The following is a 25,140-nucleotide window of genomic DNA, read 5'->3' as shown; positions in this document are numbered from 1 at the left end:
AGGGAAAGCAAGGCGCGATTCTCGGAGTAAACCGGAGGCGATGCAACTCGCCATTTTCGCCATTTCGAACAGAATTGGTCCGATCGCGCATCATTCCGAAAATAGCCGCGACCATTTTCGAGATAAGTACGCAAAATTTTTCCTTGTGTACGTTTGCGCTGCCGGATTCGTCGCGTTTTCAATCCGACGGTTTACCGCTGTCATATACGGCAGGATCGCGCCTGTACGAACGGCAGAATCGCCACGTACGGCGCCGCGCGGCGGGCCGTCGCAACTCGTTTATGATGACAGACACCGCTGCCTCACCCGCTTTCCTCGATGACGTCCGAACGGCCTGCCGACTCCCACACCCCCGCGCCCCCTCCCGCCGACGACTGGCAGGACGACGGCAGCTACGCGGCCGGCGCACCCGAGCACGATTTCGCGGTGCGCCGCGTGACGCTGATCGTGCTGCTCGTCGCGGCGATCGTGCTGCCGTGCATCTACGTGGTGGTGATGGCGTACAGCGACCTGAAGGCGCGCGAGGCCGCCGCGAGCGACGTGACGATGCGCACGGTGCGCGTGGCCGAGGAGCATGCGCTCAAGGTGTTCGACCTGAGCGAGACGCTCGATGCGCGCATCGTCGACCTCGTGCAGGACATGGACGACGCGACCGTGCGCGGCAGGGAATCCGACATCCACGAGGCGCTCAACACGATCGGCGGCGGCTATCCGCAAGTGGCCGCCGTGTCGATCTTCGGTGCGAGCGGGATGCTGCTCGCCAACAGCCTCTACTATCCGGCGCCGTATGCGTCGATCGCGAATCGCGACGACTTCGCCGGCATCCGCGACGGCAAGGTCATCGAACACATCTCGAAACTGATGATGGGGCCGCTCAAGCTCGAGAACATTCCCGTATTCAACACCGGCGTCGCGCGACGCCATAGCGACGGTTCGTTCGCCGGCATGGTGTCGATCGCGCTGAAATCGTCGTATTTCAACGCGTTCTACCGCGACCTGCTCGGCGGCGCGAGCACGCCGATGACGATGGCGCTCGCGCGCTCGGACGGCGCGGTGATCGCGTCGTATCCGCCGCCGCCGTCGCTGGCGCACACCGATCGCTCGGTCACGTTCGGCAACGCGCACAACGAGCCGCGCGCGGGCGTCGTGCGCGTGCGTCACGACGACGCGAGCAGCGAGATCGTCGCGTATCGCCAGGTCGGCAGCTATCCCGTCTACGTGAGCTGCGCGTACCGCACGTCGGCAATCTGGCATGAATGGTACGAACACCTGAGCGTGCTGTTCATCTCGATGTTCGCGCCGTCGGTCGCGCTGTGGTCCGTGATCTGGCTGTCGCTCAAGCGGCTGAAGGCGGAAGAGGAGGCATGGGACCGCTGGCAGGCCGAAGCGTCGATGCGGCGCTCGATCGAATCGGCGTACCGGCAGTCGCGCAAGATGCAGGCGCTCGGCAATCTCGTCGGCAGCGTCGCGCACGACTTCAACAACCTGCTGATGATCATCTCGAGCAACGTGCAGATCGCGCGGCGGCGCGGCGTCCAGCATCTCGACAAGGAGCTCGGCGCGATCGAACGCGCGCTGAAGAACGGGCAGTCGCTCACGCGCCAGTTGCTCGGCGTCGCGCGCAAGCAGCCGCTGCACAACGAGACGATCGACATCGGGCAATGGGTCGGCACGTGCCGCGAGCTGCTGAAGACGTCGCTCGGGTCGAAGTCGTCGCTGGTCGTCGCGATCGAGCCGGGCGTCTGGCCGATCCGCGTCGACGTCGCGGAACTCGAACTCGCGGTGATCAACCTCGCGGTCAACGCGCGCGACGCGATGGCGATCGGCGGACGCTTCACGGTCGGCGCGCGCAACGTCACGCTGCGCCGTGAGGACGGCTTCCCGCTGACCGGCGATTTCGTGCAGATCTCGCTTGACGACACGGGGTCGGGCATGGCGCCCGACGTGCTCGCGCGCGCGTTCGAACCGCTGTTCACGACGAAGGCGCAGGGGATGGGGACCGGGCTCGGCCTGCCGCAGGTCTTCGCGTTCTGCGAACGCTCGGGCGGCCTTGCGACGATCGACAGCGCGGTCGGTGCGGGGACGTCGGTGCGTCTGTACCTGCCGCGCGCGCGCGCCGAGGATGTCGTCGCGCGGCCGGCGGCCGCCGCGCACGATGCGGCCAATGGCGCGCTCGCCGGCCTGCACGTGCTGCTCGTCGAGGACAACGGCGAAGTCGCGGCCGGCACGGAAGCGCTGCTGTCGCTGCTCGGTCATCGCGTGACCTACGCGCCCACCGCCGACGACGCATTGCGCCTGATCGAAGGCGCCGCCGCGAACGACGCGTTCGACCTCGTGATTTCGGACATCCATATGCCGGGCCGCCTGAACGGCATCGACCTGGCCGAAGCGATCGACAAGCGGCCGGGGAAGCTGCCCGTGATTCTCGTCACCGGTTATGCAGAGGAGCTCGACCGCACGCGCACGGTCAACGTCCGCGTGCTGTCGAAGCCGTTCGATATCGCGCTGCTCGACGAGATCCTGCTGGGCATCCGCGAAGCGCGCGACGCACGACACGCCGGCGCGTGACCCGCGGTGCGCAGGGCGGCGCCGGCGCGACGGCGTGAACGAACGCGGCGATCAGGCCGCCGACGACGTCACGCCGATTTCAGCAGACGCACCCAGCCCGCGTAACGATCGACGAAGCCCTGCAGGAACTTGCGGGTGTCCTCGCTGACGATCTGCCCCTGGTCGTCGATGCGCGCCGGGTCGTGCTTGATGAACATCTCGGGCTGACCGAGCGTCTTCACGTCGAGGTAAGCGAGCACGTTGCGCAGGTGCTGCTGCGCGAGCGCGGTGCCCACCGCGCCCGGCGACGTGCCGAGCACCGCGCCCGGCTTGCCCGACCACGAATTCGAACCCCATGGGCGCGAGCCCCAGTCGAGCGCATTCTTCAGCACGCCCGGAATCGACCGGTTGTACTCGGGCGTGACGAACAGCAGCGCGTCCGCTGCTTCGATCGACTGCTTGAAGCGCTTCGCGACTTCCGGGAAATCCGCGTCGTAGTCCTGGCTGTACAGCGGCAGCTCGCCGATCTCGACGAACTCGAACGAAAAATCGGCGGGGGCGAGCGAGATCACGGCATGCGCGAGCGCGCGATTCGTCGACGCGCGACGCAGGCTGCCGACGACGACCGCAATACGATAGGACATGGAATTCTCCTTCCGGTGAGTGAGGAATCGGATCGATTGCTTCCGAACGGGCGATAAAGGTCTGTTTATAGGCAAGCCAGCCCGCGAGCCGTCCCACGGGGCCGTCCGGCCGACTTTCCACAAGGTTTTCCACAGAAATTGTGGATAACTCGACCGATATGTTCCGACGTTACAGATCGCCCGCCGCGCGGCGTGGTCGACGCGCGACACGGGGTTCGGCAAGCATAGCGCAGCGCGGCGGCGGGCTCCGTGAATTCGTGACGGAACATTGCGTTGCAGGCGCGGACCGCGCCCAGTAAGCTGCTCGCACCGCGACGCGCCCGCTCCCGTGACGCTCGCGCGATTGCCATTGCTTCGAGACACTGCAACCAGACATGCCGTCCGCACACGACGATCCCGCCTATCTCGCGCAACTGCGGCGCGACCTGCTGCGCTTCGCGCGACTCCAGCTCCGCGATGCCGACGCGGCCGAAGACGCCGTGCAGGAAGCGCTGGCCGCCGCGTGGTCGCATGCCGGCGAGTTCGCGGGGCTGTCGGCCCACAAGACCTGGGTATTCGGGATCCTGCGCAACAAGCTGATCGACGTGCTGCGCGCGCGCCAGCGAATGGTGAGCCTGACCGCGCTCGATGCGGAGCTCGACGGCGAATCCGTGCTCGATCGCGAACTGTTCAAGGACAATGGGCACTGGGCCGCGCATGCGAAACCGCGACCGTGGCCGAAGCCCGAAACGCTGTTGCAACAACAGCAATTCTGGACGCTGTTCCAGGTCTGCCTCGACCATCTGCCGGAGCAGATCGGACGCGTGTTCATGATGCGCGAATTCCTCGATGTCGAGATTGTGGATATCTGTAGCGAATTGACGCTGACGACGAATCATTGCAGCGTGCTGCTGTACCGGGCGCGCACGCGCCTGCGAACCTGCCTGAGCGAAAAAGGACTGACGACCGAAGATGCTGCCGGGGAAATGTACTGACGTGACACGACTGCTGTCGGATGCGCTCGATCGGCATCTGACGCTGCACGAGCGTCTGCAGGTACGCGTGCATCTGCCGACCTGCAGCGGATGCCGCGCCTATCGTGGACAGATCGCGCTGTTGCGGACGGCCGCGAAAGCGGCGGCGGGGCGGGAGTCGGACGATGATGAGGGATCGTCCGGTGGCGGCTAGGCGGCGCGGGGGGGCGACGTATCGTTCCGCCGGCCGCTCGCGCGTGCGGCCCGGCCGTCGCGTCGGCCTGGATTACCGTTGCGTGTGCCGGGCCGGACTCGGTCGCGTTGATGCAATAAGAAAAATACGCCGGGGAAGAATTATTCGAACAGCGCCTTCACCGACTCGGGCGGGCGACCGATGGCCGCCTTGCCGCGATACACGACGATAGGGCGTTGCAGCAGGATCGGATGAGCGGCGATCGCCGCGTAGGCTTCGGCGTCGCTCAGATCCGCGCGAGCCAGATTCAATGTCTTGTACGGCTCCTCGCCGTCGCGCAGCATGTCGCGAACCGGGCGGCCGAGCTGCCGATGCAGCGTTTCCACTTCCTCGACCGTTGGCGGCGTCTTCAGGTACTCGACGACGTTCAACGGCGCGCTGGCGGTATTCAGCGACTCGACCAACGCGAGCGTCTCGCGGGACTTCGAGCATCGGGGGTTGTGGTAGATCGTGATCATCATTCAAGCCTGGATGGGGGAGCCCTGTATTGTAGCCAGTCTGCATTGACGGGCTCGGTGGGGTGGTTCAAGCGAGATCGGGGTGGTTTTCCTCTCGACAGGTTGCTGCGGTGGTTCGGTTTGGCGATGTGCTGTGCGTCGGGTGTCTGGGAGACGCTTCGAAGATGCGGTTACGTTTATGCGCATAAAGGCCGGGCAACGGCCTCGCGGGACCGGCAACTGTGGTCAGCCTGACCAATGCCCAGTGAGGGCTGTCCCGGGTGGCGAAAGGGCGCGTGATTGCGGGACACTTCGGCTGCGTTTATGCGCATAAAGCCTGCGATTGTCGGGCGAGGTGCGACGCGACTCTGACGTAGGTCTATGCCCAGACGAGACGGCACCAGACAATGGCTATATCGATAATCCATCGCCCCGGCACGACATCATTGCGCTCCTGACGCGGGCGAGGCGCCTGCCTTCGGCCCTTCTCCGCGGGCCATCCTTGCGTCTGGTTTATGCGCATAAACGCCGCGGGCCGAGACGGCGTTGCCTCGATGCACATCGGTTCTGCGATGCATATCGAAGACGCACGTCCAGCCTCACAGACCCACTCATCCTGCTCGCGAATGCGCGGCGGGTTCCCCAACGAAGTTGATCGCCGCGAGCTCTGCCGAGTTTATGCGCACAAACTGGGCGGCTCGCAGGCAACGCGGCCCATCCTGCGAAAGGGGAGCGTACCGAGACATATCTCTACGACGAGCAGCTCCCGGCGACGTAGCCCGTGAAGACGCAGCCATCGAGCACCGCATCGGCCACTCGGCATCGGCCTCGCCATCTCCACGACACCGCCAACACTCGCCGTCCATCTCCGCCATCTCGTTTATGCGCATAAACCGATAGTCCGAATGGCCAACGCGTAGTTGTCGAACGACAATTTCATTGAAATTCAAATATCGTCCTGTAGAATTCCAACGACCAAAACAGGAGTGAAAATTGGCCGCGGAAATCATTGCAGTCACTCAACAAAAAGGTGGCGTCGGCAAAAGCACGATTGCCATGCATCTCGGCGCCGCGTTCCATGAAAAAGGGAAGCGCGTCCTCGTCATCGACGCAGACCGTCAGAACACGCTGGTTCACTGGTCGAGCGCATCCGGCGACAGCGACAACGGCATCCCGTTTCCGGTCGTCAACCTGGCCGAAGCCGACGGCCAGATCCATCGCGAGATCAAGAAGTTCATCAACGACTACGACATCATCGTCGTGGACTGCCCGCCGTCGATCACCGAGAAAGTCTCCGGCGTCGTCCTGCTGGCCGCATCGATTGCCGTGATCCCGACATCGTCGTCGCCGGCCGATTACTGGTCGAGCGTCGGGCTGGTCAAACTGATTCAGCAGGCGCAGGTGATGAACGAAGACCTCCGCGCGGTGTTCCTGCTGAACAAGACCGAAGAGAAGCGCATGCTGACCCGCGAGCTCAAGCGTGCGCTCGAGGAACTCGGCTTCCCGCTGCTGAAGACGCAGATTCCGACCCGGGAAGCGTACAAGCAGGCAATGGCGCTCGGTCAGACCGTGCTGCAGATGAACGATCGCGGCGGCAAGCTGGCCGCCGCCGAAATTCGCGCATGCGCCGACGAAATCGTCGCCATGCTGCCCTGACTTTATGCGCATAAAGGAGTCACATGAAACCTTCCCAATTTGCCAAAGGATTCCAAGCGCGCCCGGATATCACGACGAGCGAGAAGCGCACGGCGCTTGATCGGCTCAATGCGATCGACGGCATCGTCAAGTCCGACACGCCGCCCCCGGCATCGACCAAATCCACGAAAAAGGACATCGCCCCTCCGCCTGCTCCGGAATTCACGATCGATCCGTCGATCGACGAATCGCAGCAATATCGCGCGTGGCGCCTCGAGAATCGCTATGCGCCGGGGCAGGTGATCGAGTTGCCGCTGAAAGCGATCAAGCATAGCCCGTTCAACCCGCGGCACTTCTATCTGAAATCGTCGATTGCCGAACTTGCGGTCAACCTCGCGAAGCAGGGTCAGCAGCAGGCCATCCACGTGATTCCGGATTACGACAATCCGGGCACGTATTTCGTCAGTGATGGCGGCCGCCGCGTGCGGGCGCTGAAGGAAGCGAACAAGGAGTCGGTCAAGGCGATCGTGATCGACGTGCCGATCGGCATCCAGAGCTACAAGCTCGGCTACGACCTCAACGTTCAGCGCGATTCGCAGACGGTGTTCGACAACGCCGTCGTGTGGCGCCGTTTCCTCGACGACAAGCATTTCCAGAGCCAGAAAGAACTCTCCGAGCACCTCGGCCTCGACGAGTCGACGGTGGCCGTCGCGTTGTCGATCGGCAAGTTGCCGGAAGCGATCATGCAGGAAATGGTCGCGCGCCCCGATCGCTTCGGATCGAACATGGCGTATCAGGTCGGCCGCTATCACAATGCGCGCGGCACCGAGGCAACGCTGCGGCTGATCAACAAGATCGTGTCGGACGATCTCAGCACGCGTCAGGTGTCGGATATCGTCAAGGGCCGCGTCGCGGCGCAGGAGACGCCAAAGGCGGCCGGCCGTCAACGCTATGCGCAGCGTCTCGAGATCAAGCTCGGCGGCAAGTCAGTCGGCGACCTGAAGTCGTATGGCGAAGACCGCATCGAGCTGCGCCTGCGCGGCCTCCCGAAGGACAAGCGCGACGCGATCCTCGAGCAGCTCGAGCGGATGCTGTTGTCGGAGTGAGGGAAGCGGCCGGCAGGGCCTGGTGAGGACGCCGGCCCCGCCCGACTAGGGCTGGGGACCGGCGGCGGCCCGTCAGCGGGCCTGAGCGGGCGTCAAGCGGCCCGCGACTGGTTCAGCGTGAACGACAGCAGGTCGCCGTCCGTCGGCTCGCCCCAGGTCTTCTGGGCCAGCCAGTCGAAAAAGGCCGTCTCGGCCAGTTTGGAATCGAGGCCGCGCTTGCGCCAGTCGTCGCGCAGATGCGAGCCCATCGTCGGCAATGCCTCCGACTCGAACGACTCGCGCGCGACTTCGCGCTCCGCGTCGCCCTGCTCTTCGTACAGCACCTTCGCTTCCTTGCGGCGGAACGCCGCGAACTCGCTCAGCAAGCGCGCCTTCAGATCGTCCGGCTGCGCAGCCGCGACCTTCGCGGACGGCGTGCCGGCCGGCAGTGCGTCGACCGACTCGACCGGCGGCGCATACCCCTTCTTCAGCGCATCCTTGAACAGCGCCGGCGCGCTGCGCACCGGCGGCAGCGTCGTGCTGCGCATCCGCTGCTCGGTCATCTGCAGCGCGGCGCGAATCCGGTTTTCCTCGCTGTCCGCATAGAGCGTCTGCGCTTCCTTCAGCGGGATCCCGAGCTTCACCATCCGGTCGACCAGCGTGCTGTCGAACACGTTCGGGTGTTCGTCGAGCGCGAGCATCGGCTGCTTGCGCTCGGTCACGCGGAACTGGATCTCGGCCACCCGACGCCCTTCGCGGTGCTCGATCAGCTCGACGAAGATGTTGGTGACCGCGTTGACTTCCGCGATCGCGGGGCGCAGGTAGTCGCGCTTGAAGTACTTGTACTCGCGCTTCGCTTCGTCGCCGGCTTCCGTGTCGGGCGTGCCCGACAGGATCGGCCGCCACCATTCCCACGGCTCGCGCATCGTCAGATGGCTCGGGTTCGTCAGGTAGCGCACGCAGATCTCGTACAGCGCGAGACCGGCGCTGCTGCGCAGCTGGCTCTGGAACTGCAGGCTGAGGCGCGCGTACTGGACCGGGTCGAGCAGCTTCTTCTTGATCTTCGGCGCGAACGAGAATTCGACCCACACGCGACGGGTAGTCGGATCCTCGAGAATTTCCGCATCGGCGATCAGCGTGGAGATCCCCCACTTGCGGCCGGGCTTCTGGCTTGATGTGCCCGTGCTCCATTCGACCTGTACCGACACCATGCGGCGCAGGTGTTCCTTCACCAACGCGGTGTCGTTCGAATCGAAAGCGGAGTTGGCGACGATGTCCGACAGCAGCGCACGATACGTGTCGCCCGAGTCGTCGGCCTGCTGCGCGACGGCCAGCAGGACATTGAACAGCTTGCGAGTGAGGAGCGTGATCTTGCCGCTCTTCGGCTGAATGGCGATCGCCTCGACGGCCTTTCGCAATTCGGCTGAACTGGCACTCACCACATCCACATCGGTTTTCTTGGCGCGCTTCGTCGTGGCCATACGTCGGGTCGGAGGAGAAGTTTCCCGGAAGGATAGCGCCTGCGGTGATGTGCGTCCAGAACGACATGCTCACCATAGCCGGTGAAGCACGCCGGCAAAACGGCACTCACCCGTACCGCTCCCGAAAACGCTCACCGGTCCGCCCGGACGGCGTTCCGGACTCGTCCAGACGTGCCGCGGCATGCGCCGATTCACAGAATTTCACCTGTGCAGGACACGTGCGAAATTGGCTCCCGTATCGGCTCACCTTTCGATTTGTCGTAATTTTGCGACTGCGCAACCGTGAGTTCGACACAGGGTCGCGATTGCACCTCACCGTTCGTCCCGGACCGCCGCCCATCGGCCTGTATGCATGTACAGGCGTGGTCCGCCGGAACATCGGTTCGGCTTCGACACGTGGAAAACCGCCATCGAAACCGGTACGCGCAGCCCGATCGGCGGCTGCTTCGCCAGCCCGGGCGCGCATTGTACAGTGCGCGAATCGTGTCCAGTCCCGAAAATACTCACCTGTGGCACAGCATGTGGATTCGTCCGGATGCCGACGAAGGTCCGACGCACGCGGGACTCGCTACCAATGACTCCCGCAAACGCTCACCTTACAGAAGAAATGCGGCACCGCAGCGGGTCCGGAAATGACTCCCGAAAAATCTCACCGTAACCGGCGCGGTATCAAAAATCTCAATCCCTTCCGATACTTATGCACAGAAGGCATTTGGCTGTGCATCGCCGGGATCCCCCGAAAAGCCTCACCTTTCGACGGGAATCCTTCATACGACAACCGAATCTCGGCCCCTGAAAAGTCTCACCTGTGCCAAAAGGTGGCACAGCAAAAACGAGATTTCCGCCAGTCCTGACGGGCTTTTCGGCGAATTAGGCCGGTCACGAGTCCCGAAAAGCCTCACCTTTGACCATTTTTTCAGCAAATACGGCTCCCGGAAAGCCTCACCTGTGAGCGAGATCGCAGCCTGTGATCGATGCCCCGAAAAAGCTCACCTTTAGGGGATCGGAGCAGGAAAACCCGGATTTCGCTCCCGAAAAACCTCACCTTTGGGGCATCACAGGCGCCGAAAAGCACTTTTGCTGTGCAAAATGGCGTTTGCTTCCCGGAAATCCTCACAGCAAATTCCCGTGGAGTCCCGTGAAACCTCACCTTTCGCCAAATCTGCCCAAAAGATGGGCAGAATCAGGGCGCGAAGCACGTCCTGCAAGTTCTCACCTATGTCTGCACAGGCAGAAAACTGTGCAGCCAGGCATGGCGCGGGTTCTGTGGCTGTGCGGCCCCGAAAACCCTCACCTGTGGGAAAACGCGTGTTTTACTGTGATCCCGAATCCGCTCACGACCCTTCCTGCAACGGCTCACGCAGCTCCCTGAACCCCATCACGTCAGCTCCCGCAGAAGATCACCTTGGCTCCCGTAAAACTTCACCTTGTCGGCCGGAAAGCCTTGCGCCATAAGGCTGTGCCGTGGCGTTAACGTTTTTAACTAAGGGTTCAAGGGTGTTTACTTCTAATACTCTCAAACCATCCCCTGGGGAGTTTTCCACAGACACCCCAACCCCTGAACACCCACAGGCAACCCGAGCCATCGTCATGTGAAACAAATGCCCAAATTCGGGGTTCACGGGAAATCGCTTGCAGTACAAGGACTTGGCTGACTTTCTTCGCTTTGTTTCACGGAATTCCAGGTCACCGTCAGCAGGATGGACTCGCCGAGCCGATTTCTGTGCAAAACGACGTAAATTCACAACGGACCCTCGAAACAAGTATCGATAAATACGTATTTCGTTATGATTGCCACATTTCATTGTCTGTGAGCATGGCCATGACCCTGGACGAAATGCGTCAAGTCATTCGGGAAGAACTGGAATCGCTGCGCGCAAGCGGTGCACGGCGTCAGGAATTGTCGCTGCATGCATGCAAGCGCTTGTTCTTCGATCTCGGCATCCGGCCGTCGGCCGCCAACGTCCGCGATCTCACCCAGACCGGCAGCGCCAGCGACATCCCGAAAGACATCGATCATTTCTGGGAGCGCATCCGTTCTGCTTCCAAGATCCGGCTCGACGGCGCGGCGATCCCGAAAGCTGTCGAGGAAAAAGCCGGCGCGTTGCTCGGCGCACTCTATGAAGAGGCATTGAAAACCGCACGCGACAGCCTCGATGGAGACCGCGAGCAGGTCCGCGCCGGCATGGCCGACGCGGAACAGCGGTTGCGCGACGCAACTATCCGTCAGGAGACGCTCGAAGGCGCGCTCGCGCGCGGGGAAGCGAGAAACGAGCAATTACAGGCGCGGGTGACCGAACTCGAGGTGCAGCTCGCGTCCCAGACCACCCACGGTTCGGCAAGCGAAGCCACGTTGCTCACCACAGTCGCTCGACTGGAAAAGGAATTGGCCGCGGCTGCCGGCCGGATCGATGCCGAGCAAGCGCAGAACGCCGCGCTACGCGACCGCATCGATGCGCTGCAGGCCGAATTGCAGCAGCGCACCGAGCATTACGCGCAGCAAATCAAGGATGCGGTGGCCGAAGCCGAACGCCGCGTCAAGCCGATGCTGGTCGAACTGGATTCGTTGCGCAGCATGGCGTCGACGTACCAGAGCGGGTTGCGCGACGTCCAGCGCAAGGAATTCGATTTCCTGCAGCAGTTGAGCTCGGCCAAGGCGCGCGCCGACCGGCTCGAAGAACAGTTGCGTACCCAGAGCGACGAACTGGAGCGCGCCACGCGCGACGTGAATTCATTGCGCGCGAACCGCGGAATGAATCCGGAAATCGCCGCGCTGATCCGGCGCCTGGCCGAGGCGGGACGGCTCGATGCCAACGCGTATGCCGCGATCGGCACCTCGCTGGATCACGAGATTCCGGCGCCGACCCGGTGCCCGCATTGCGACGGCGAACCGGAACTGTCACATGGCAACGAGGGGTTTGAAGTCGCGTGCCCCGAGTGCGAGCACGCGTCCGGCGCATGGCCGTCCCGCTTCGAAGCCGTCGCGCGTTTTGCGCAGACCTGACGTGGAAGCCGGCAGCGCCTCACAGGTGAGAAGATCCGGGAAGCTTGAGGTGAGGTTTTTCGGGAGCTGTGAAACGGTGAGGCTGCGCCACACAAGGCTGCTCACGGATCGTTTCCGTGAGCAGCCTTTTCCCGATCAGTGAGTTTCGTCGCGGTCGGACGCGTCACCGTTGCTGTCGGCCAGCCCGTCACGCCAGTTTTTCCAGGCGCGATGCAGGCGATTCGACGAGATCGGCCGCATGAAGCCCAGCCATTTGCCGACGCGCTCCGGCGGCACGTCGTGCTCGAACAGTTCGGCCGCGTAGCTATTGCGCAGGGTTTGCGGGCTGGCGCGCGCCGTGCGTGACGATGTGAGCCCGGCCGATTCGACGATCGCGTCGATCGCGCGCAGCATCGTCGCCTTGTGCATCGGCCGCCCGGCATGCGATGCGGGGAAGACGAGTTCTCCTGGAATCTCCTGGCGTTTGCGTTCGGTGAGCCACGCTTCGAGTAACGCGATCGCAAACGAGGCCAGATGGGTGTCGCGCGAGTAATCCGGATGCGTCGACGCGATCCGCAGCGACGTGCCGCTCGTATTGATGCAACTAATCGTAAGTGCGCGCGCTTCGCCGGTTTTGATGCCGGCGCCAAGAAACGCGGCGACGAGCGCACGGTCGCGGCGTTCCTTCCAGTACGCGGAACCCGAGACGCCGATCGGCGAAAACAGATACGCGAGCAACGTCGCCCGTTCCGCCGGCGTGAGGAAACCGGTCGGTTCGTTGTCGCGTGCCTTGCGCCAGTTCGCTTCGCCATCCTGAGCAATGAAGCGGGCCGGATTGGTCGATGCGTACTCGGTGCGGCGGACATGATCGAGCACCCGCTCGATCAGCCGGAGATAGCGCATTCGCTGGGTTTTCTTGATCGGCAGTTCGCCGACGAAATTCGCAATGGTCGGCGTATCGACCGTCGCCAGGTTCTTTTGATGGGCGCGCATCCACGTGAGAAACGCACCCCATTGCGCGCGATAGACGTCGGCCGACGAGCGGCGATAGTCCTGCATCGCCAGCCACGCGTCGAACGCGGCTTCGGGCGAGGCGACCCAGTCGGACGCATCGCGGTCGAACAGATCCTTTTCTTCCGGCGAGGCGGCGGTGTCGGGAGAGGCGGGAAGGGACATGGCATTAATTCCGTTAGTTGCGTACATAGTAGCCCTTTTCCGCAACGTATCGGGCAGCAAGCGGGTGAACCGGCCGCCATGCGCGACGGCCGGGGCCGGGCCGTCAGTCGCCCCACGCCTTGGACTGGCGGTGCGGGCGCGCGGGACGCGCGGTATCGTGCGCGTTTGCCGCGGCTTCGTACGCGAGCACGGCAAACGAAAAGACCGCCGGCAGCGCATTCGAGCGCCCGAAGTCGATCGGATCGTCCGTTTCGGGAAACGTCATGTCCGACGGCCGTTCGAACAGTTGACGCATGCCCGCGTCGTGTCGGCTGGCAAAGCCGAGATCGGCGAGCGCTTCGGCTTCGATCGCATGCAGCAGGCGCCACGTCAGCGGCACGCGCTGACGGATGTAGCGCGCCGCGATATGGCGAACGATCAATTCGAGGTCATGCGCGGCAGCCTTGAAGCTGAGCGCGGCCAAATCTTGTTCTTCTGTCATTGCAGGCTCCTGTCGACCGGGACGGGCGCCTCGGTGCGCCGGCTCCGGCCCATGCATGGCGGAATGTCCGTATACTGTACAAACATACAGTATTTTCCGCAACTGGCCTGCGACTGACCTTTTAGCGTGAACAGGCCCTGGCTATCCGCGCCGTCAGCGATGGATCACGATCAGCAATGCCCGCGCTTCGGCCTTGCCGGGATTGCGGATCGCATGCGGCTCGTCGGCCGGGTAGCGCGCGGTGTCGCCCGTCTTCAGCCGGCGGCTGGCCGCGGCGGCCTCGACTTCCATCGCGCCCTGCAGCACGGTGAGGTGCTCGCGCGTGCCGGGTTCGTGCGCGTTCGATACCAGTGCGCCGCCGCCCGGCAGCGTCAACTCGTACCACTCGAACTTGCCGGCGAGGTCGATCGGGCCCCATACGCGCAACTGGTACCGGCCGTCGTGGCCGGCGAGCGTCGGAATGTCGTGCGGGCCGTCCACGCGGATCGTCTCGGGCGCCTTCGGCTGCGAGAACAGTTCGTCGAGCGTGATGCCGAGCGCGTTCGTCAGCCGCCATGCGACGGCGATCGTCGGGTTGGCCTTGTCGCGTTCGATCTCGGAGAGCATCGATTTCGATACGCCGGCTGCGCGCGACAGGTCGTCGAGCGTCAGCTTGCGCTCGTTGCGCAGCCGCTGGATCTGCTCGCCGACGCGCGGCGGAGTCGCGGCCGGTGGTTGCGGGGCGGCGTCGGCGGGCGTGCGCCGCGATCCGGAGGAACTTGCCATTTGGATTCCGTTCGCTTAGAGTTGTTCGATATTTCGAATTCTAGTTCGGAATATAGGATAAATGCGGTCAACCGAACGACCGACTATAACAGTAGCAAGCCGTTGCGCCGCCACGAGCCGTGCGCCGCGGAATGCGAAACCCTGTCAGGAGCTTTGCGATGCGTGATGCCTTTCTCGCCCAGGTGCGCGGGACGCTCGACCAGATCCGCGCGGACGGTTTTTACAAGACCGAGCGCGAGATCGCGAGTCCCCAGGCGGCAGCCGTGCGGCTCGCCGGCGGCGCCGGCGTGCTCAATTTCTGCGCGAACAACTATCTGGGTCTGGCGAACGATCCGCGCCTGATCGACGCGGCCAAGGCCGGCCTCGACCAGGACGGCTTCGGCATGGCGTCGGTGCGCTTCATCTGCGGCACGCAAACCGTCCACAAGCAACTGGAAAGCGCGCTGGCCGCGTTTCTCGGCACCGAGGACAGCATCCTCTATTCGAGCTGCTTCGACGCGAACGGCGGGCTGTTCGAGACGCTGCTCGACGAGAACGACGCGGTGATCAGCGACGAGCTGAATCACGCGAGCATCATCGACGGCATTCGCCTGTGCAAGGCGAAGCGCTTTCGCTACAAGAACAACGATCTGTCCGACCTCGAGGCGAAGCTCAAGGAAGCCGATGCCGCGGGTGCGCGCCACAAGCTGATCGCGACCGACGGCGTGTTCTCGATGGACGGCATCATCGCCGATCTGAAAGGCATCTGCGATCTCGCCGATCGCTACGGCGCGCTCGTGATGGTCGACGATTCGCATGCGGTCGGCTTCATCGGCACGCACGGTCGCGGCACGCCCGAGCACTGTGGCGTCGAAGGCCGCGTGGACATCATCACCGGCACGCTCGGCAAGGCGCTCGGCGGCGCGTCGGGCGGCTATGTCGCCGCGCGGCGCGAGGTGATCGAGCTGCTGCGCCAGCGCTCGCGTCCGTATCTGTTCTCGAACACGCTCACGCCGAGCATCGCCGCGGCATCGCTGAAGGTGCTCGAACTGCTCGGCAGCGACGAAGGCGCGAAGCTGCGCGAGCGCGTGCGCGAGAACGGCGCGCAGTTCCGCAAGCAGATGACCGAAGCCGGCTTCACGCTCGTGCCCGGCGCGCATCCGATCATTCCGGTGATGCTCGGCGACGCGCAGCTCGCGACGAACATGGCCGACAAGCTGCTCGGCGAAGGCGTCTACGTGATCGGCTTCTCGTTCCCCGTGGTGCCGCGCGGCCGGGCGCGCATCCGCACGCAGATGAGCGCCGCGCATACGCCCGAACAGATCGACCAGACGGTCGCCGCGTTCGTGCGTGTCGGCAAGTCGCTTGGCATCATCTGACGGAGGCGCGACCATGAAAGCACTGGCAAAGCTCGAACGCGGCCCCGGCCTCACGCTCACGCGCGTGAAGCGCCCCGAAGTCGGCCACAACGACGTGCTGATCAAGATCCGCCGCACGGCGATCTGCGGCACCGACATCCATATCTGGAAGTGGGACGACTGGGCGCAGAAGACGATTCCGGTGCCGATGCACGTCGGCCACGAATACGTCGGCGAGATCGTCGAGATGGGGCAGGAAGTGCGCGGCTTCGCGATCGGCGATCGCGTGTCCGGCGAAGGGCACATCACCTGCGGTTTCTGCCGCAACTGTCGCGCCGGGCGCCGGCATCTGTGCCGCAACACGGTGGGCGTCGGCGTGAACCGCGAAGGCGCGTTCGCCGAATACCTGGCGATTCCGGCGTTCAACGCGTTCAAGATTCCGCCGGAGATCTCCGACGATCTCGCGTCGATCTTCGATCCGTTCGGCAACGCGACGCATACGGCGCTGTCGTTCAACCTCGTCGGCGAAGACGTGCTGATCACCGGCGCGGGCCCGATCGGCATCATGGCCGTCGCGATCGCGAAGCACGTCGGCGCGCGCAACGTCGTCATTACCGACATCAACGACTATCGGCTGGAGCTCGCGCGCAAGATGGGCGCGACGCGCGCGGTCAACGTCGCACGCGAGTCGCTGCGCGACGTGATGGCCGACCTGCACATGACCGAAGGCTTCGACGTCGGTCTCGAGATGTCCGGCGTGCCGAGCGCGTTCACGAGCCTGCTCGAGGCGATGAACCACGGCGGCAAGGTTGCGCTGCTCGGCATCCCGCCCGCGCAGACGGCGATCGACTGGAACCAGGTGATCTTCAAGGGGCTCGAGATCAAGGGCATCTACGGCCGCGAGATGTTCGAGACCTGGTACAAGATGGTCGCGATGCTGCAGAGCGGCCTCGACCTGTCGCCGATCATCACGCATCGCTTCGCGGCCGACGATTACGAGCAAGGCTTCGCCGCGATGCTGTCCGGCGAAAGCGGCAAGGTGATTCTCGACTGGACCGTCTGAGTCGGGGGGCGACAGAGCCGGGGCGGCGCGGCACGTTGGCCGGCTGCCCCGTTTTCGTTTGCACACGCACGCACCGTCGTGCATCGAAACGCGTGATTCAACGCTTGAGGTGAGGTTATTCGGGAGCGGTGTTCGCGCGCCGAATCGTCGCACGATCCCGCATAGGTGACGTGCAATGGCAGATTCGCTTCACCTATCGGCAGCCGCTTCGCTTCTCGCCGTCACGCTATTCGGTGCTCGTTTTTCCTCTTCCATGCACTTCCCCGCTTCGTTTGGCGCGCGAGCGTTCGCCCGCAACCTTAGGCGGCATCGTACCGACCCGGAACATCAACCGTGAGCCGCATGCAGCGCTGCGACTCACTGAGACGAAGCGCGATCGGCCTCGACCGGTGCGCGACCCCCACTTGATCCGTTCACCCTCGAATCCGCGCGGATCGCGCTGAAGGCTCAGCGCGACGAGCCGGCGCTTCGCGCGAGATTCAGCCCTCCCACCGGCAGGGCTTTTTTCATCCGGGTATTGACGACGGAGAACGATCGTTCTACCGTAAACCGATGAACACACCTCTCGACTCCTCCGGCGAACCGGGCGTTCGCGACCGGCTGCTCGACGCGGCCGAAGCGCTGATCTATTCGGGCGGCATCCATGCGACCGGCGTCGATGCGATCGTCAAGCGATCCGGCGCGGCGCGAAAGAGCTTTTATTCGCATTTCGAATCGAAAGAGGCGCTGGTCGTCGCCGCGCTCGAACGTCGCGACGCGCGCTGGATGCGCTGGTTCGTCGACGCCACGCTGGCGCGCGGCCACGCGCCGCGCGCGCAACTGCTCGGCATGTTCGACGTGCTGCGCGACTGGTTCGGGCAGCCCGACTTTCACGGCTGCGCGTTCCTGAATGCGTCGGGCGAGATATCCGACGCCGACGATCCGGTGCGCGTCGTCGCCCGCATGCACAAGGCACGCCTGCTGGCATTCGTGCGCGAGCGCTTCGACGCCTACGCCGACGAAACCGGCGTCGCGCGCCGCGGGCTCGCACGCCTCGCACGTCAGTGGCTCGTGCTGATCGACGGCGCGATCGGCGTGGCGCTCGTCAGTGGCGATGCAAACGCCGCGCGCGATGCGCGCGCGACGGCTGAACTGCTGCTCGATACCGTATCGCGGTAGCCGACGCAGCGAATCCGAACCGGCTGCGTGCGTTCGCAGCCAGAACCCTGAACAGGAGCAATCCATGTCCGCTTCCACCGAAGTTCGTCCGCCCGTTCCGCCCTTCACGCTTGAAACGGCGCGCCAGAAAGTGCGCGCCGCCGAGGACGGGTGGAACACGCGCGATCCGCAACGCGTGTCGCTCGCCTATACGCCGCAAAGCCGCTGGCGCAACCGCGCGGAATTCGTGACGGGCCGCGACGAGATCGTCGCGCTGCTGCAGCGGAAGTGGGCGCGCGAACTCGACTACCGGCTGATCAAGGAGCTGTGGGCGTTCGACGGCAATCGCATCGCGGTGCGCTTTGCGTACGAGTGGCATGACGATGCCGGCAACTGGTTCCGTTCGTACGGCAACGAGAATTGGGAGTTCGACGAAAACGGCCTGATGGCGCATCGTCACGCGAGCATCAACGATCTGCCGATTCGCGAGGCGGACCGTCTTTATCACTGGCCGCTCGGCCGTCGTCCGGACGATCATCCGGGGCTGTCCGACCTCGGGCTGTGATGCTCGCGCCCGTTCGAAGGAGCGGCGAACGCATCAGCGGAGGTTCAATGGTGAGGAAATTCGGGAGCCTTCCGCTGAAGGTGAGATTTTTCGGGACGAGGTGAAATGTCGCGTCGAACTGTGTGCGTTGAACAGGTCGACGCGACATCGCACGAGTAAAGCGGTGCATACGTCGACGTGCAGCGGTGTGCGTCACCGTGCGATGCATTTCACCGATCGTGTCGAAGCGATCGTGCATTGACGATCGGTGTGCGCGAGCGACACGTGCAACTCATCGATCGGATCATCTTTCGGCTTGCGATGAAAAACCGCGCAAGCAGTGCGCGTTGCGATGCGTTGTTGCTCACCGCTCGACTTCACGCCGACGCATCGGCGGAGTCCGCACACGTGCGCGACCGCATCGTGCGTCGCTCGCCGCAGACCGATTCACGAAGCGCCGCCCGGCGCGCGCGCCGGGCACGACCCTCGACCCTCAGCCCGCGATCCGCGCGGCGATCGCCTCGCCCACTTCCTGCGTGCCCGCGTTGCCGCCGAGATCGCGCGTACGCGGCCCCGTGCGCAGCACGTCCTCGATCGCGGCGACGATCGCATCGTGCGCGTCGCGTTCGCGGCCCGTGCCGTTGCCGAGGAAATCGAGCATCATCGCCGCCGACCAGATCATCGCGACCGGATTCGCGATGTATTGCCCCGCGATGTCGGGCGCCGAACCGTGCACCGGTTCGAACAGCGACGGGAACGTGCGATCGGGGTTCAGGTTCGCCGACGGCGCGATGCCGATCGTGCCCGTACAGGCCGGCCCGAGATCCGACAGGATGTCGCCGAACAGGTTCGACGCGACGACGACGTCGAAGCGGTCCGGCTGCAGCACGAAGCGCGCGCACAGGATGTCGATGTGCTGCTTGTCGACCGCGATTTCCGGATAGCGTTCGGCCATCTCGGCCGCGCGCGCATCCCACCACGGCATGCTGATCGCGATGCCGTTGCTTTTGGTCGCGACGGTGACGCGCTTCGCGCGCCGCTGCGCGAGCTCGAACGCGAATTTCAGCACGCGCTCCGTGCCGTGCCGCGTGAAGATCGACTGCTGCATCACGACTTCGCGCTCGGTGCCTTCGAACATCGTGCCGCCGACCGACGAATATTCACCCTCGGTGTTCTCGCGCACGATCATGAAATCGATGTCGCCCGGGCGGCGGCCGGCGAGCGGCGACGGCACGCCGTCGAACAGGCGCGCGGGCCGCAGGTTGATGTACTGGTCGAATTCGCGGCGGAATTTCAGCAGCGAGCCCCACAGCGAAATGTGATCGGGCACCGTCGCCGGCCAGCCGACCGCGCCGAACAGGATCGCGTCCATGTCCGACAGCTGCGCTTTCCAGTCGTCCGGCATCATCGTGCCGTGCTGCGCGTAGTAGTCGCAGCTCGCCCAGTCGATCTCGACGAAGTCGAAGCGGATGCCGAAGCGCGCGGTCACGGCGGCGAGCGCGCGCAGGCCCTCGGGCATCACTTCGCGGCCGATGCCGTCGCCGGGGATCACGGCAATCCTGTAAGTCCTGTCGGTCATGCAAATCTCCTTGTCTGGTTGGCCGGCTGCCGGGAAGGCAACGGCCCGTCACGTCATTCTATTTATTTCCATCTGGATTAAAATCGCTCAAAAGTTAATCGACTTTCCACGAATCGTGAATAAATCGCCGAACCTCGACGACCTGCGCGTGTTCAGCCTGGTGGTCCGCCTCGCGAGCTTCAGCGTGGCCGCCGAGCAGCTCGCGGTGTCGCCCGCGTATGTCAGCAAGCGCGTCGCGATGCTCGAGGCGCAGCTCGGCACGCGCCTGCTGCATCGCTCGACGCGCCGCATGACGGTCACCGAAGCCGGCGAACGCGTGTTCGCGCGCGCCGAAAAGATCCTGGACGACGTCGATCATCTCGTCGAGGACGTGTCGACCACGCGCACGGTGCCGCGCGGCACGCTGCGCATGTCGAGCAGCTTCGGCTTCGGCCGGCACGTCGTCGCGCCGGCGTTGCTCGACTTCAGCGCGCGCTATCCGCAACTGAACGTGCGGCTCGATCTGTTCGACCGGCTCGTCGATGTGGCCGGCGAAGGCTACGACCTCGACGTGCGCATCGGCGACGACATCGCCGATCACCTGATCGCGCGCCGCCTTGCCGCGAACCATCGCGTGCTGTGCGCATCGCCCGACTATCTCGCCCGCCGCGGGACGCCGCGCTCGCTCGCGGATCTGGCGTCGCACGACTGTCTCGCGATCAAGGAGCGCGATCATCCGTTCGGCGTATGGCGGCTGACCGTGCGCGGCGAAACGGCGACGGTGAAGGTCGGCGGCGCGCTGTCGACGAACCACGGCGAGGTGGCCGTGCAATGGGCGCTGGCCGGGCGCGGGATCGTGCTGCGCTCGATCTGGGAAGCCGGGCCGCTGATCGAGCGCGGTGCGTTGTGCCGCGTGCTGCCGGACGCGGTCCAGCCCGCGAACATCTGGGCCGTGTATCCGGAGCGCGTCGCGGCGTCGGCGAAGGTGCGCGTATGCGTGGATTTTCTGGTGGAGACGCTGGCCGGCCTGAATGCCGCCGCGGGTGACGATACGGCCTGAAACCGGCTAAAGGTGAGCTTTTACGGGGGGCATGCGCAGGCACCGTCGACGATGCCTGCGGGCGCGTCACGCCGCGTGTCGCGCACCGAGCATCAAGTCGAGATTCTGCACGGCGGCGCCGGATGCCCCTTTGCCGAGATTGTCGAACACGGCGGACAGCAGCACCTGGCCGCCGTCTGCGTTGACGAACACGCCGAGCCGCAGGTCGTTGGTGCCGTTCAGCGTTTGCGGATCGAGATGCGTGGCCGCGCGTGTGTCCGCGAGCGGCATCACGTCGACGTGACGCGCGTCCGCGTAATGGTGCGCAAGACACGCATGCAGCCGCTCACCGGTCACCTCGGCCGGCAGCAGGCGCAGCTCGATCGGGATGGTGAGCACGATGCCTTGCCGATAGGCACCGTAGGCCGGCACGAAGAACGGACGGTGCGCGAGCCCCGCATGCTGCCGGATCTCGGGCACGTGCTTGTGCTCGAGCGCGAGGCCGTAGACCTGCAGCGGCAACGCGTGTGCGGCGGCGTCGTCCGATTCGAACGCGTCGACGGCGGCCCTTCCGCCGCCCGAGTAACCGGACACCGCGTGGATGCTCACCGGGTAGTCGCGCGGCAGCAGCCCGGCCTGCAGCAGCGGGCGCAGCAGGCCGATCGCGCCCGTCGGGTAGCAGCCCGGATTGGTCACGCGCTTCGCCTGCGCGATGTGTTGCGCTTGTCCGTCGGCCATCTCGGGAAAGCCGTAGACCCAGTCGGGCTGCGTGCGATGGGCCGAACTCGCGTCGATTACGCGTACCGCCGGGTTCCGGATGAAGCCGACCGCTTCGCGTGCGGCCGCATCGGGCAGGCACAGGATCGCGATATCGCACGCGTTGAGTGCGTCGGCGCGGCGGGCCGCGTCCTTGCGTTCGGCGGCGGGAAGCGTGAGCAGCCGCAGGTCGGTGCGCTCGCGCAGACGCGCGTGAATCTGCAACCCGGTCGTGCCCTGGTCGCCGTCGATGAAGACAGTGGGGAAGCTCATGATGGTCGTGTGCGTCGCGTTCGGTCGTCGGGGGAAACCGTATCGTCCACCGAACGCCTAGAATAGGAAAAGTTGAATTTGCTGACCGTCTGATTCAGCTTTTCTGAACGAGAGGTGTGTGATGCGCGAGATCAGTCTGGACCGCCTGCGTACGCTGGTCGCGATCGCTGACCACGGATCCTTCGTGGCGGCGGCGCAATGGCTTCATCTCGCGCCGCCGACCGTCAGCCTGCATGTCGCCGAGCTGGAAAGCCGCATCGGCGCGCCGCTGCTGTCCCGCACGCGCGGCAACGTGCGTCCTTCGGTGATCGGCGAAGTGCTGGTGGAGCGGGCGCGGCGTCTGCTGGCGGAAGTCGAATCCACGCTGGACGACGTGCAGCGACAGGTGCAGGGGTTGACCGGGCGCGTCCGCCTCGGCGCATCGACCGGCGCGATCGCGCACCTGTTGCCGCAGGCGGTGGCCGGATTGCGCGCGCAGCATCCGGATATCGACGTGCAGATCGCGGTGCTCACGTCGCAGGACACGCTGGCGCGCCTTGCGCAAGGCACGCTCGATGTCGGGCTGGTCGCGCTGCCGCAAGCGCCGGTCGCGGGGCTGTCGATCCACCCGTGGCGTCGCGATCCGGTGATGGCCTTCCTGCCCGCGGACTGGCCGCTTCCGGCGCGTGTGACGTCCGCGTATCTGGCCGAGCGGCCGCTGATTCTCAACGATGCGACGACGCGCCTGTCGCGGCTCACGACCGAATGGTTCGCGCTCGGCGGCCACCGGCCCGAGCCGCGGATCGAACTCAACTACAACGACGCGATCAAGAGCCTGGTCGCCGCAGGATACGGCGCGACGCTGCTGCCGCATGAGGCGGGCGCGCCGCTGCCGGATGCGCGCATCGTGATGCGGCCGCTACGCCCGGCGTTGTGGCGTGAATTGGGGATTGCGCATCGAGCCGGCCCGGTCGAACGGGCGACGCAGCACGTGCTCGATGCGCTGCGGGCGCTCCGCGCGCGATAGCGTCCGTCGTGCGGCTGACGCGCGCGAGCCGTGCGGCCCAACGCGCGTTCAGAGCCGGTTGTCCTTCGCGAGCGTGAGCACGCGCGCCCAGCGCTGCGCATCGCGCTTGTCCATCATCGGCAGCTTCCATTCGCCGCGCACGGCGTCGCGCACGCGCACGACGAGATGCCAGCGGCCGTCGATCGGCGCGGCCTCGCAGCCGTCGAGCTGCGACAGCGTATAGCGGCCGTCCGCGCCGTCATGCGACAGCCACAGCAGCCCTTGCGTCGCGGACACGCGCAACTCGCCCCACGCGCGATGCACGATATGCGTCCAGCCTTCTTCCTTCGTGTTCGGTGCGATGTCGCGACGGCGCTTCAGCCACCACGCGATCAGCGTGATCAGGAGCGCGGCGGCCAGCACGGCGGCCGCGATCGCGACCGGCGGGCCGAACTGCGCGGCGATGACGTGAAACAGGTGAACGGCGCCCCAGCCCAGGGCGATGAGCGCGAGCAGCGCAATGAAAATCGGCATGTCGAATCGGAAAGGAGGACGGGCCGGCGCAGGCGGCGCGCCGGCCCGTGGCACACGGCATTACCGGCGGCGGTGAATGTCGTGCGTGACGAAGCCCGCGTCGTTGACGGGCAGCGCGAGGCCGTCCTTCACCGCGAGCGTCTTGCGGATGTCGTCGAGACCCGCGGACCAGTGGTCGCGCATCGTCGACAGACCGAACTGATAGTCCTTGTAGTGATGCTCGTACGCTTTCTGCTGATAGATCAGGTGCTGGATGTTGTACTTCTTGCCGCTCGACATCGCTTCGGCCTCGATGCACCACGGATCGTTCTTGCGCTGTTCTTCCGGCACCTGTTCGAGCACGTGGCGCAACACGTTGCGGTAGCGCTGTTCGCGCTGCAGCGTGTCGGTGACGAAACGCGTGCGGCTCGAATACTGTACGTCCTTCGTGCGCTCGGCGACGTCGGCCATCGTGCGCGGCAGCGGCCCGCGCGCGCTCCACAGATCGACCTGGAACGCGAGCGTGTCGCTGCGCGGGCGGGCGCGCAGCACTTCCATCAGCGGCGTGTTCGACACGACGCCGCCGTCCCAGTAGTACTCGCCGTCGATCTCGACGGGCGGGAACGCGGGCGGCAACGCACCGGACGCCATGAAATGCTCGGGCTCGAGACGGATGCGCGAATTGTCGAAGTACACGAAGTTGCCGGTACCGACGTTGACCGCGCCGACCGACACGCGCGTCTCGCCCGAATTGATCCGGTCGAAATCGCACAGTTTCAGCAGCGTCGTGCGGAGCGCCGACGTGTCGTACCAGCTGATTTTTTCCGGATGGTCGGACACGCCCGGCAGCGGCGGCGGAAAGCGCGGCACGAAAAAGCCCTGCTGGCCCTGCATCATCGCGCTGGCGGCCTGCGACGCGGTGAAGAACGTGCGGATCTGATCGATGCTGTTGAACAGCGCGAATTCGAACGCGGCCGGAATCGTCGGGAAGAACGCCGGCTGGCAGATCGTTTCCCAGAATTCGCGCAGGCGCTCGACGCGATGCTCGGGCGCATTGCCGGCGATCAGCGCGGTGTTGAGCGCGCCGATCGAGATGCCCGCGATCCAGTCGAGCGGAATGCCTGCTTCATGCAGCCCTTCGAATACGCCGGCCTGATACGCGCCGAGCGCGCCGCCGCCCTGCAGGACGAGCGCGATCGTTTCGTACGGCAGCGACCGCGCAGCGGCCGGCGCGCCGGCTTCGTGGCGCAGGTCCGCCGCATCGACGGCCTGCTTTTCTGTACGCGCGTGCGGTTTCATCAGTTGCTCCGAGAAATCCCGCCGTGGACGGCGGTGATGGATGGCGTGACGTCGATCGACGGCACGCCATCTCGAGAAGGGCGGTGGCGCGGAAGTCGCCTACCGTCGGGGAAACGCCGGCGTTACTGCATGAACCAGCCGTGGCTGACGACGAACGACTGGCCGGTGAGCGCGGCGCTCGGGAACGCCGACAGGA

Annotated in this window: 22 protein-coding genes; 12 read left to right on the top strand and 10 right to left on the bottom strand. The window is 64.9% G+C overall.

Translation table 11 applies throughout. The features are described 5' to 3' along the window. Positions 1 to 318 precede the first annotated feature (318 nt). The gene (locus tag J8I33_RS07060) at positions 319 to 2,568 is read left to right on the top strand and encodes a hybrid sensor histidine kinase/response regulator (RefSeq protein WP_209934108.1); all 2,250 of its coding nucleotides are present in this window, start codon (positions 319 to 321) and stop codon (positions 2,566 to 2,568) included. 68 nt (positions 2,569 to 2,636) lie between these two features. Here J8I33_RS07060 and J8I33_RS07055 read toward each other — a convergent pair whose 3' ends face one another. After that, positions 2,637 to 3,191 (bottom strand): NAD(P)H-dependent oxidoreductase, encoded by a 555-nt coding sequence (locus J8I33_RS07055; RefSeq protein WP_124450700.1) that lies wholly within the window; start codon positions 3,189 to 3,191, stop codon positions 2,637 to 2,639. Positions 3,192 to 3,565: 374 nt separating this feature from the next. Between J8I33_RS07055 and J8I33_RS07050 the strand changes: the two genes are divergently transcribed. Next, entirely contained in the window at positions 3,566 to 4,165 is a 600-nt protein-coding gene (locus J8I33_RS07050) for an RNA polymerase factor sigma-70 (protein WP_050013473.1), read from the top strand. After that, on the top strand, positions 4,143 to 4,358 hold the full coding sequence (locus J8I33_RS07045; RefSeq protein WP_209924955.1) for a zf-HC2 domain-containing protein: 216 nt from the start codon (positions 4,143 to 4,145) through the stop codon (positions 4,356 to 4,358). Before J8I33_RS07050 ends, J8I33_RS07045 begins: the two co-directional genes overlap by 23 nt. A gap of 140 nt (positions 4,359 to 4,498) precedes the next feature. Here J8I33_RS07045 and arsC read toward each other — a convergent pair whose 3' ends face one another. Then, on the bottom strand, positions 4,499 to 4,855 hold the full coding sequence (gene arsC, locus J8I33_RS07040; RefSeq protein ID WP_204384479.1) for an arsenate reductase (glutaredoxin): 357 nt from the start codon (positions 4,853 to 4,855) through the stop codon (positions 4,499 to 4,501). 972 nt (positions 4,856 to 5,827) lie between these two features. Here arsC and parA point away from each other — a divergent pair. Continuing rightward, a complete protein-coding gene (gene parA, locus J8I33_RS07035) occupies positions 5,828 to 6,490 on the top strand; it encodes a ParA family partition ATPase (RefSeq protein WP_006480195.1) in 663 nt (220 codons plus the stop codon). A gap of 23 nt (positions 6,491 to 6,513) precedes the next feature. After that, positions 6,514 to 7,575 carry a ParB/RepB/Spo0J family partition protein gene (locus J8I33_RS07030; RefSeq protein WP_209924954.1) on the top strand — a complete coding sequence of 354 codons (1,062 nt, stop codon included), beginning with the start codon at positions 6,514 to 6,516 and terminating at the stop codon, positions 7,573 to 7,575. A 92-nt stretch (positions 7,576 to 7,667) separates the two neighbouring features. Here the strand turns inward: J8I33_RS07030 and J8I33_RS07025 are convergent, their stop codons facing one another. After that, positions 7,668 to 9,035 carry a replication initiation protein gene (locus J8I33_RS07025; protein ID WP_006480193.1) on the bottom strand — a complete coding sequence of 456 codons (1,368 nt, stop codon included), beginning with the start codon at positions 9,033 to 9,035 and terminating at the stop codon, positions 7,668 to 7,670. Positions 9,036 to 10,857: 1,822 nt separating this feature from the next. Between J8I33_RS07025 and J8I33_RS07020 the strand changes: the two genes are divergently transcribed. Then, positions 10,858 to 12,039 (top strand): DNA-binding protein, encoded by a 1,182-nt coding sequence (locus J8I33_RS07020; protein ID WP_209934640.1) that lies wholly within the window; start codon positions 10,858 to 10,860, stop codon positions 12,037 to 12,039. Positions 12,040 to 12,174: 135 nt separating this feature from the next. On the opposite strand, the gene J8I33_RS07015 is transcribed toward J8I33_RS07020, so the two are convergent. The 3 genes from J8I33_RS07015 to J8I33_RS07005 form a co-directional block, all read right to left on the bottom strand. Then, a complete protein-coding gene (locus J8I33_RS07015; protein ID WP_089489935.1) occupies positions 12,175 to 13,194 on the bottom strand; it encodes a tyrosine-type recombinase/integrase in 1,020 nt (339 codons plus the stop codon). Positions 13,195 to 13,297: 103 nt separating this feature from the next. Continuing rightward, positions 13,298 to 13,675, bottom strand: a complete 378-nt coding sequence (locus J8I33_RS07010; protein ID WP_050013480.1) for a DUF2471 family protein — start codon at positions 13,673 to 13,675, stop codon at positions 13,298 to 13,300. Between the two features lie 153 nt (positions 13,676 to 13,828). Then, entirely contained in the window at positions 13,829 to 14,440 is a 612-nt protein-coding gene (locus tag J8I33_RS07005) for an XRE family transcriptional regulator (protein WP_209934100.1), read from the bottom strand. Positions 14,441 to 14,598: 158 nt separating this feature from the next. Between J8I33_RS07005 and J8I33_RS07000 the strand changes: the two genes are divergently transcribed. From J8I33_RS07000 to J8I33_RS06985, 4 genes are all read left to right on the top strand, one after another. Next, the gene (locus tag J8I33_RS07000) at positions 14,599 to 15,798 is read left to right on the top strand and encodes a glycine C-acetyltransferase (protein ID WP_050013482.1); all 1,200 of its coding nucleotides are present in this window, start codon (positions 14,599 to 14,601) and stop codon (positions 15,796 to 15,798) included. 13 nt (positions 15,799 to 15,811) lie between these two features. Further along, entirely contained in the window at positions 15,812 to 16,840 is a 1,029-nt protein-coding gene (gene tdh / locus J8I33_RS06995; RefSeq protein WP_006480187.1) for an L-threonine 3-dehydrogenase, read from the top strand. 552 nt (positions 16,841 to 17,392) lie between these two features. Further along, entirely contained in the window at positions 17,393 to 17,998 is a 606-nt protein-coding gene (locus J8I33_RS06990) for a TetR/AcrR family transcriptional regulator (protein WP_124556606.1), read from the top strand. A gap of 64 nt (positions 17,999 to 18,062) precedes the next feature. Continuing rightward, on the top strand, positions 18,063 to 18,542 hold the full coding sequence (locus tag J8I33_RS06985) for a nuclear transport factor 2 family protein (RefSeq protein ID WP_209934095.1): 480 nt from the start codon (positions 18,063 to 18,065) through the stop codon (positions 18,540 to 18,542). A gap of 472 nt (positions 18,543 to 19,014) precedes the next feature. Here J8I33_RS06985 and J8I33_RS06980 read toward each other — a convergent pair whose 3' ends face one another. After that, positions 19,015 to 20,100 (bottom strand): tartrate dehydrogenase, encoded by a 1,086-nt coding sequence (locus J8I33_RS06980; protein WP_050013485.1) that lies wholly within the window; start codon positions 20,098 to 20,100, stop codon positions 19,015 to 19,017. 115 nt (positions 20,101 to 20,215) lie between these two features. Between J8I33_RS06980 and J8I33_RS06975 the strand changes: the two genes are divergently transcribed. Beyond that, entirely contained in the window at positions 20,216 to 21,139 is a 924-nt protein-coding gene (locus J8I33_RS06975; protein ID WP_209934089.1) for a LysR substrate-binding domain-containing protein, read from the top strand. Positions 21,140 to 21,205: 66 nt separating this feature from the next. Here the strand turns inward: J8I33_RS06975 and argC are convergent, their stop codons facing one another. After that, positions 21,206 to 22,147, bottom strand: a complete 942-nt coding sequence (gene argC, locus J8I33_RS06970) for an N-acetyl-gamma-glutamyl-phosphate reductase (protein ID WP_124681582.1) — start codon at positions 22,145 to 22,147, stop codon at positions 21,206 to 21,208. 121 nt (positions 22,148 to 22,268) lie between these two features. Between argC and J8I33_RS06965 the strand changes: the two genes are divergently transcribed. Then, a complete protein-coding gene (locus tag J8I33_RS06965; protein ID WP_050013488.1) occupies positions 22,269 to 23,153 on the top strand; it encodes a LysR family transcriptional regulator in 885 nt (294 codons plus the stop codon). Positions 23,154 to 23,201: 48 nt separating this feature from the next. Here J8I33_RS06965 and J8I33_RS06960 read toward each other — a convergent pair whose 3' ends face one another. Together J8I33_RS06960 and J8I33_RS06955 are read right to left on the bottom strand one after the other, a co-directional pair. Further along, positions 23,202 to 23,666, bottom strand: a complete 465-nt coding sequence (locus J8I33_RS06960) for a hypothetical protein (protein ID WP_209934083.1) — start codon at positions 23,664 to 23,666, stop codon at positions 23,202 to 23,204. A gap of 60 nt (positions 23,667 to 23,726) precedes the next feature. Continuing rightward, on the bottom strand, positions 23,727 to 24,944 hold the full coding sequence (locus J8I33_RS06955; RefSeq protein WP_050013490.1) for a patatin-like phospholipase family protein: 1,218 nt from the start codon (positions 24,942 to 24,944) through the stop codon (positions 23,727 to 23,729). Positions 24,945 to 25,140: the final 196 nt, after the last annotated feature.

It is taken from the genome of Burkholderia sp. AcTa6-5 (assembly GCF_017815075.1).
Taxonomy (GTDB): Bacteria; Pseudomonadota; Gammaproteobacteria; order Burkholderiales; family Burkholderiaceae; genus Burkholderia; species Burkholderia sola.
This window is presented reverse-complemented; position numbering and strand designations above follow the sequence as displayed.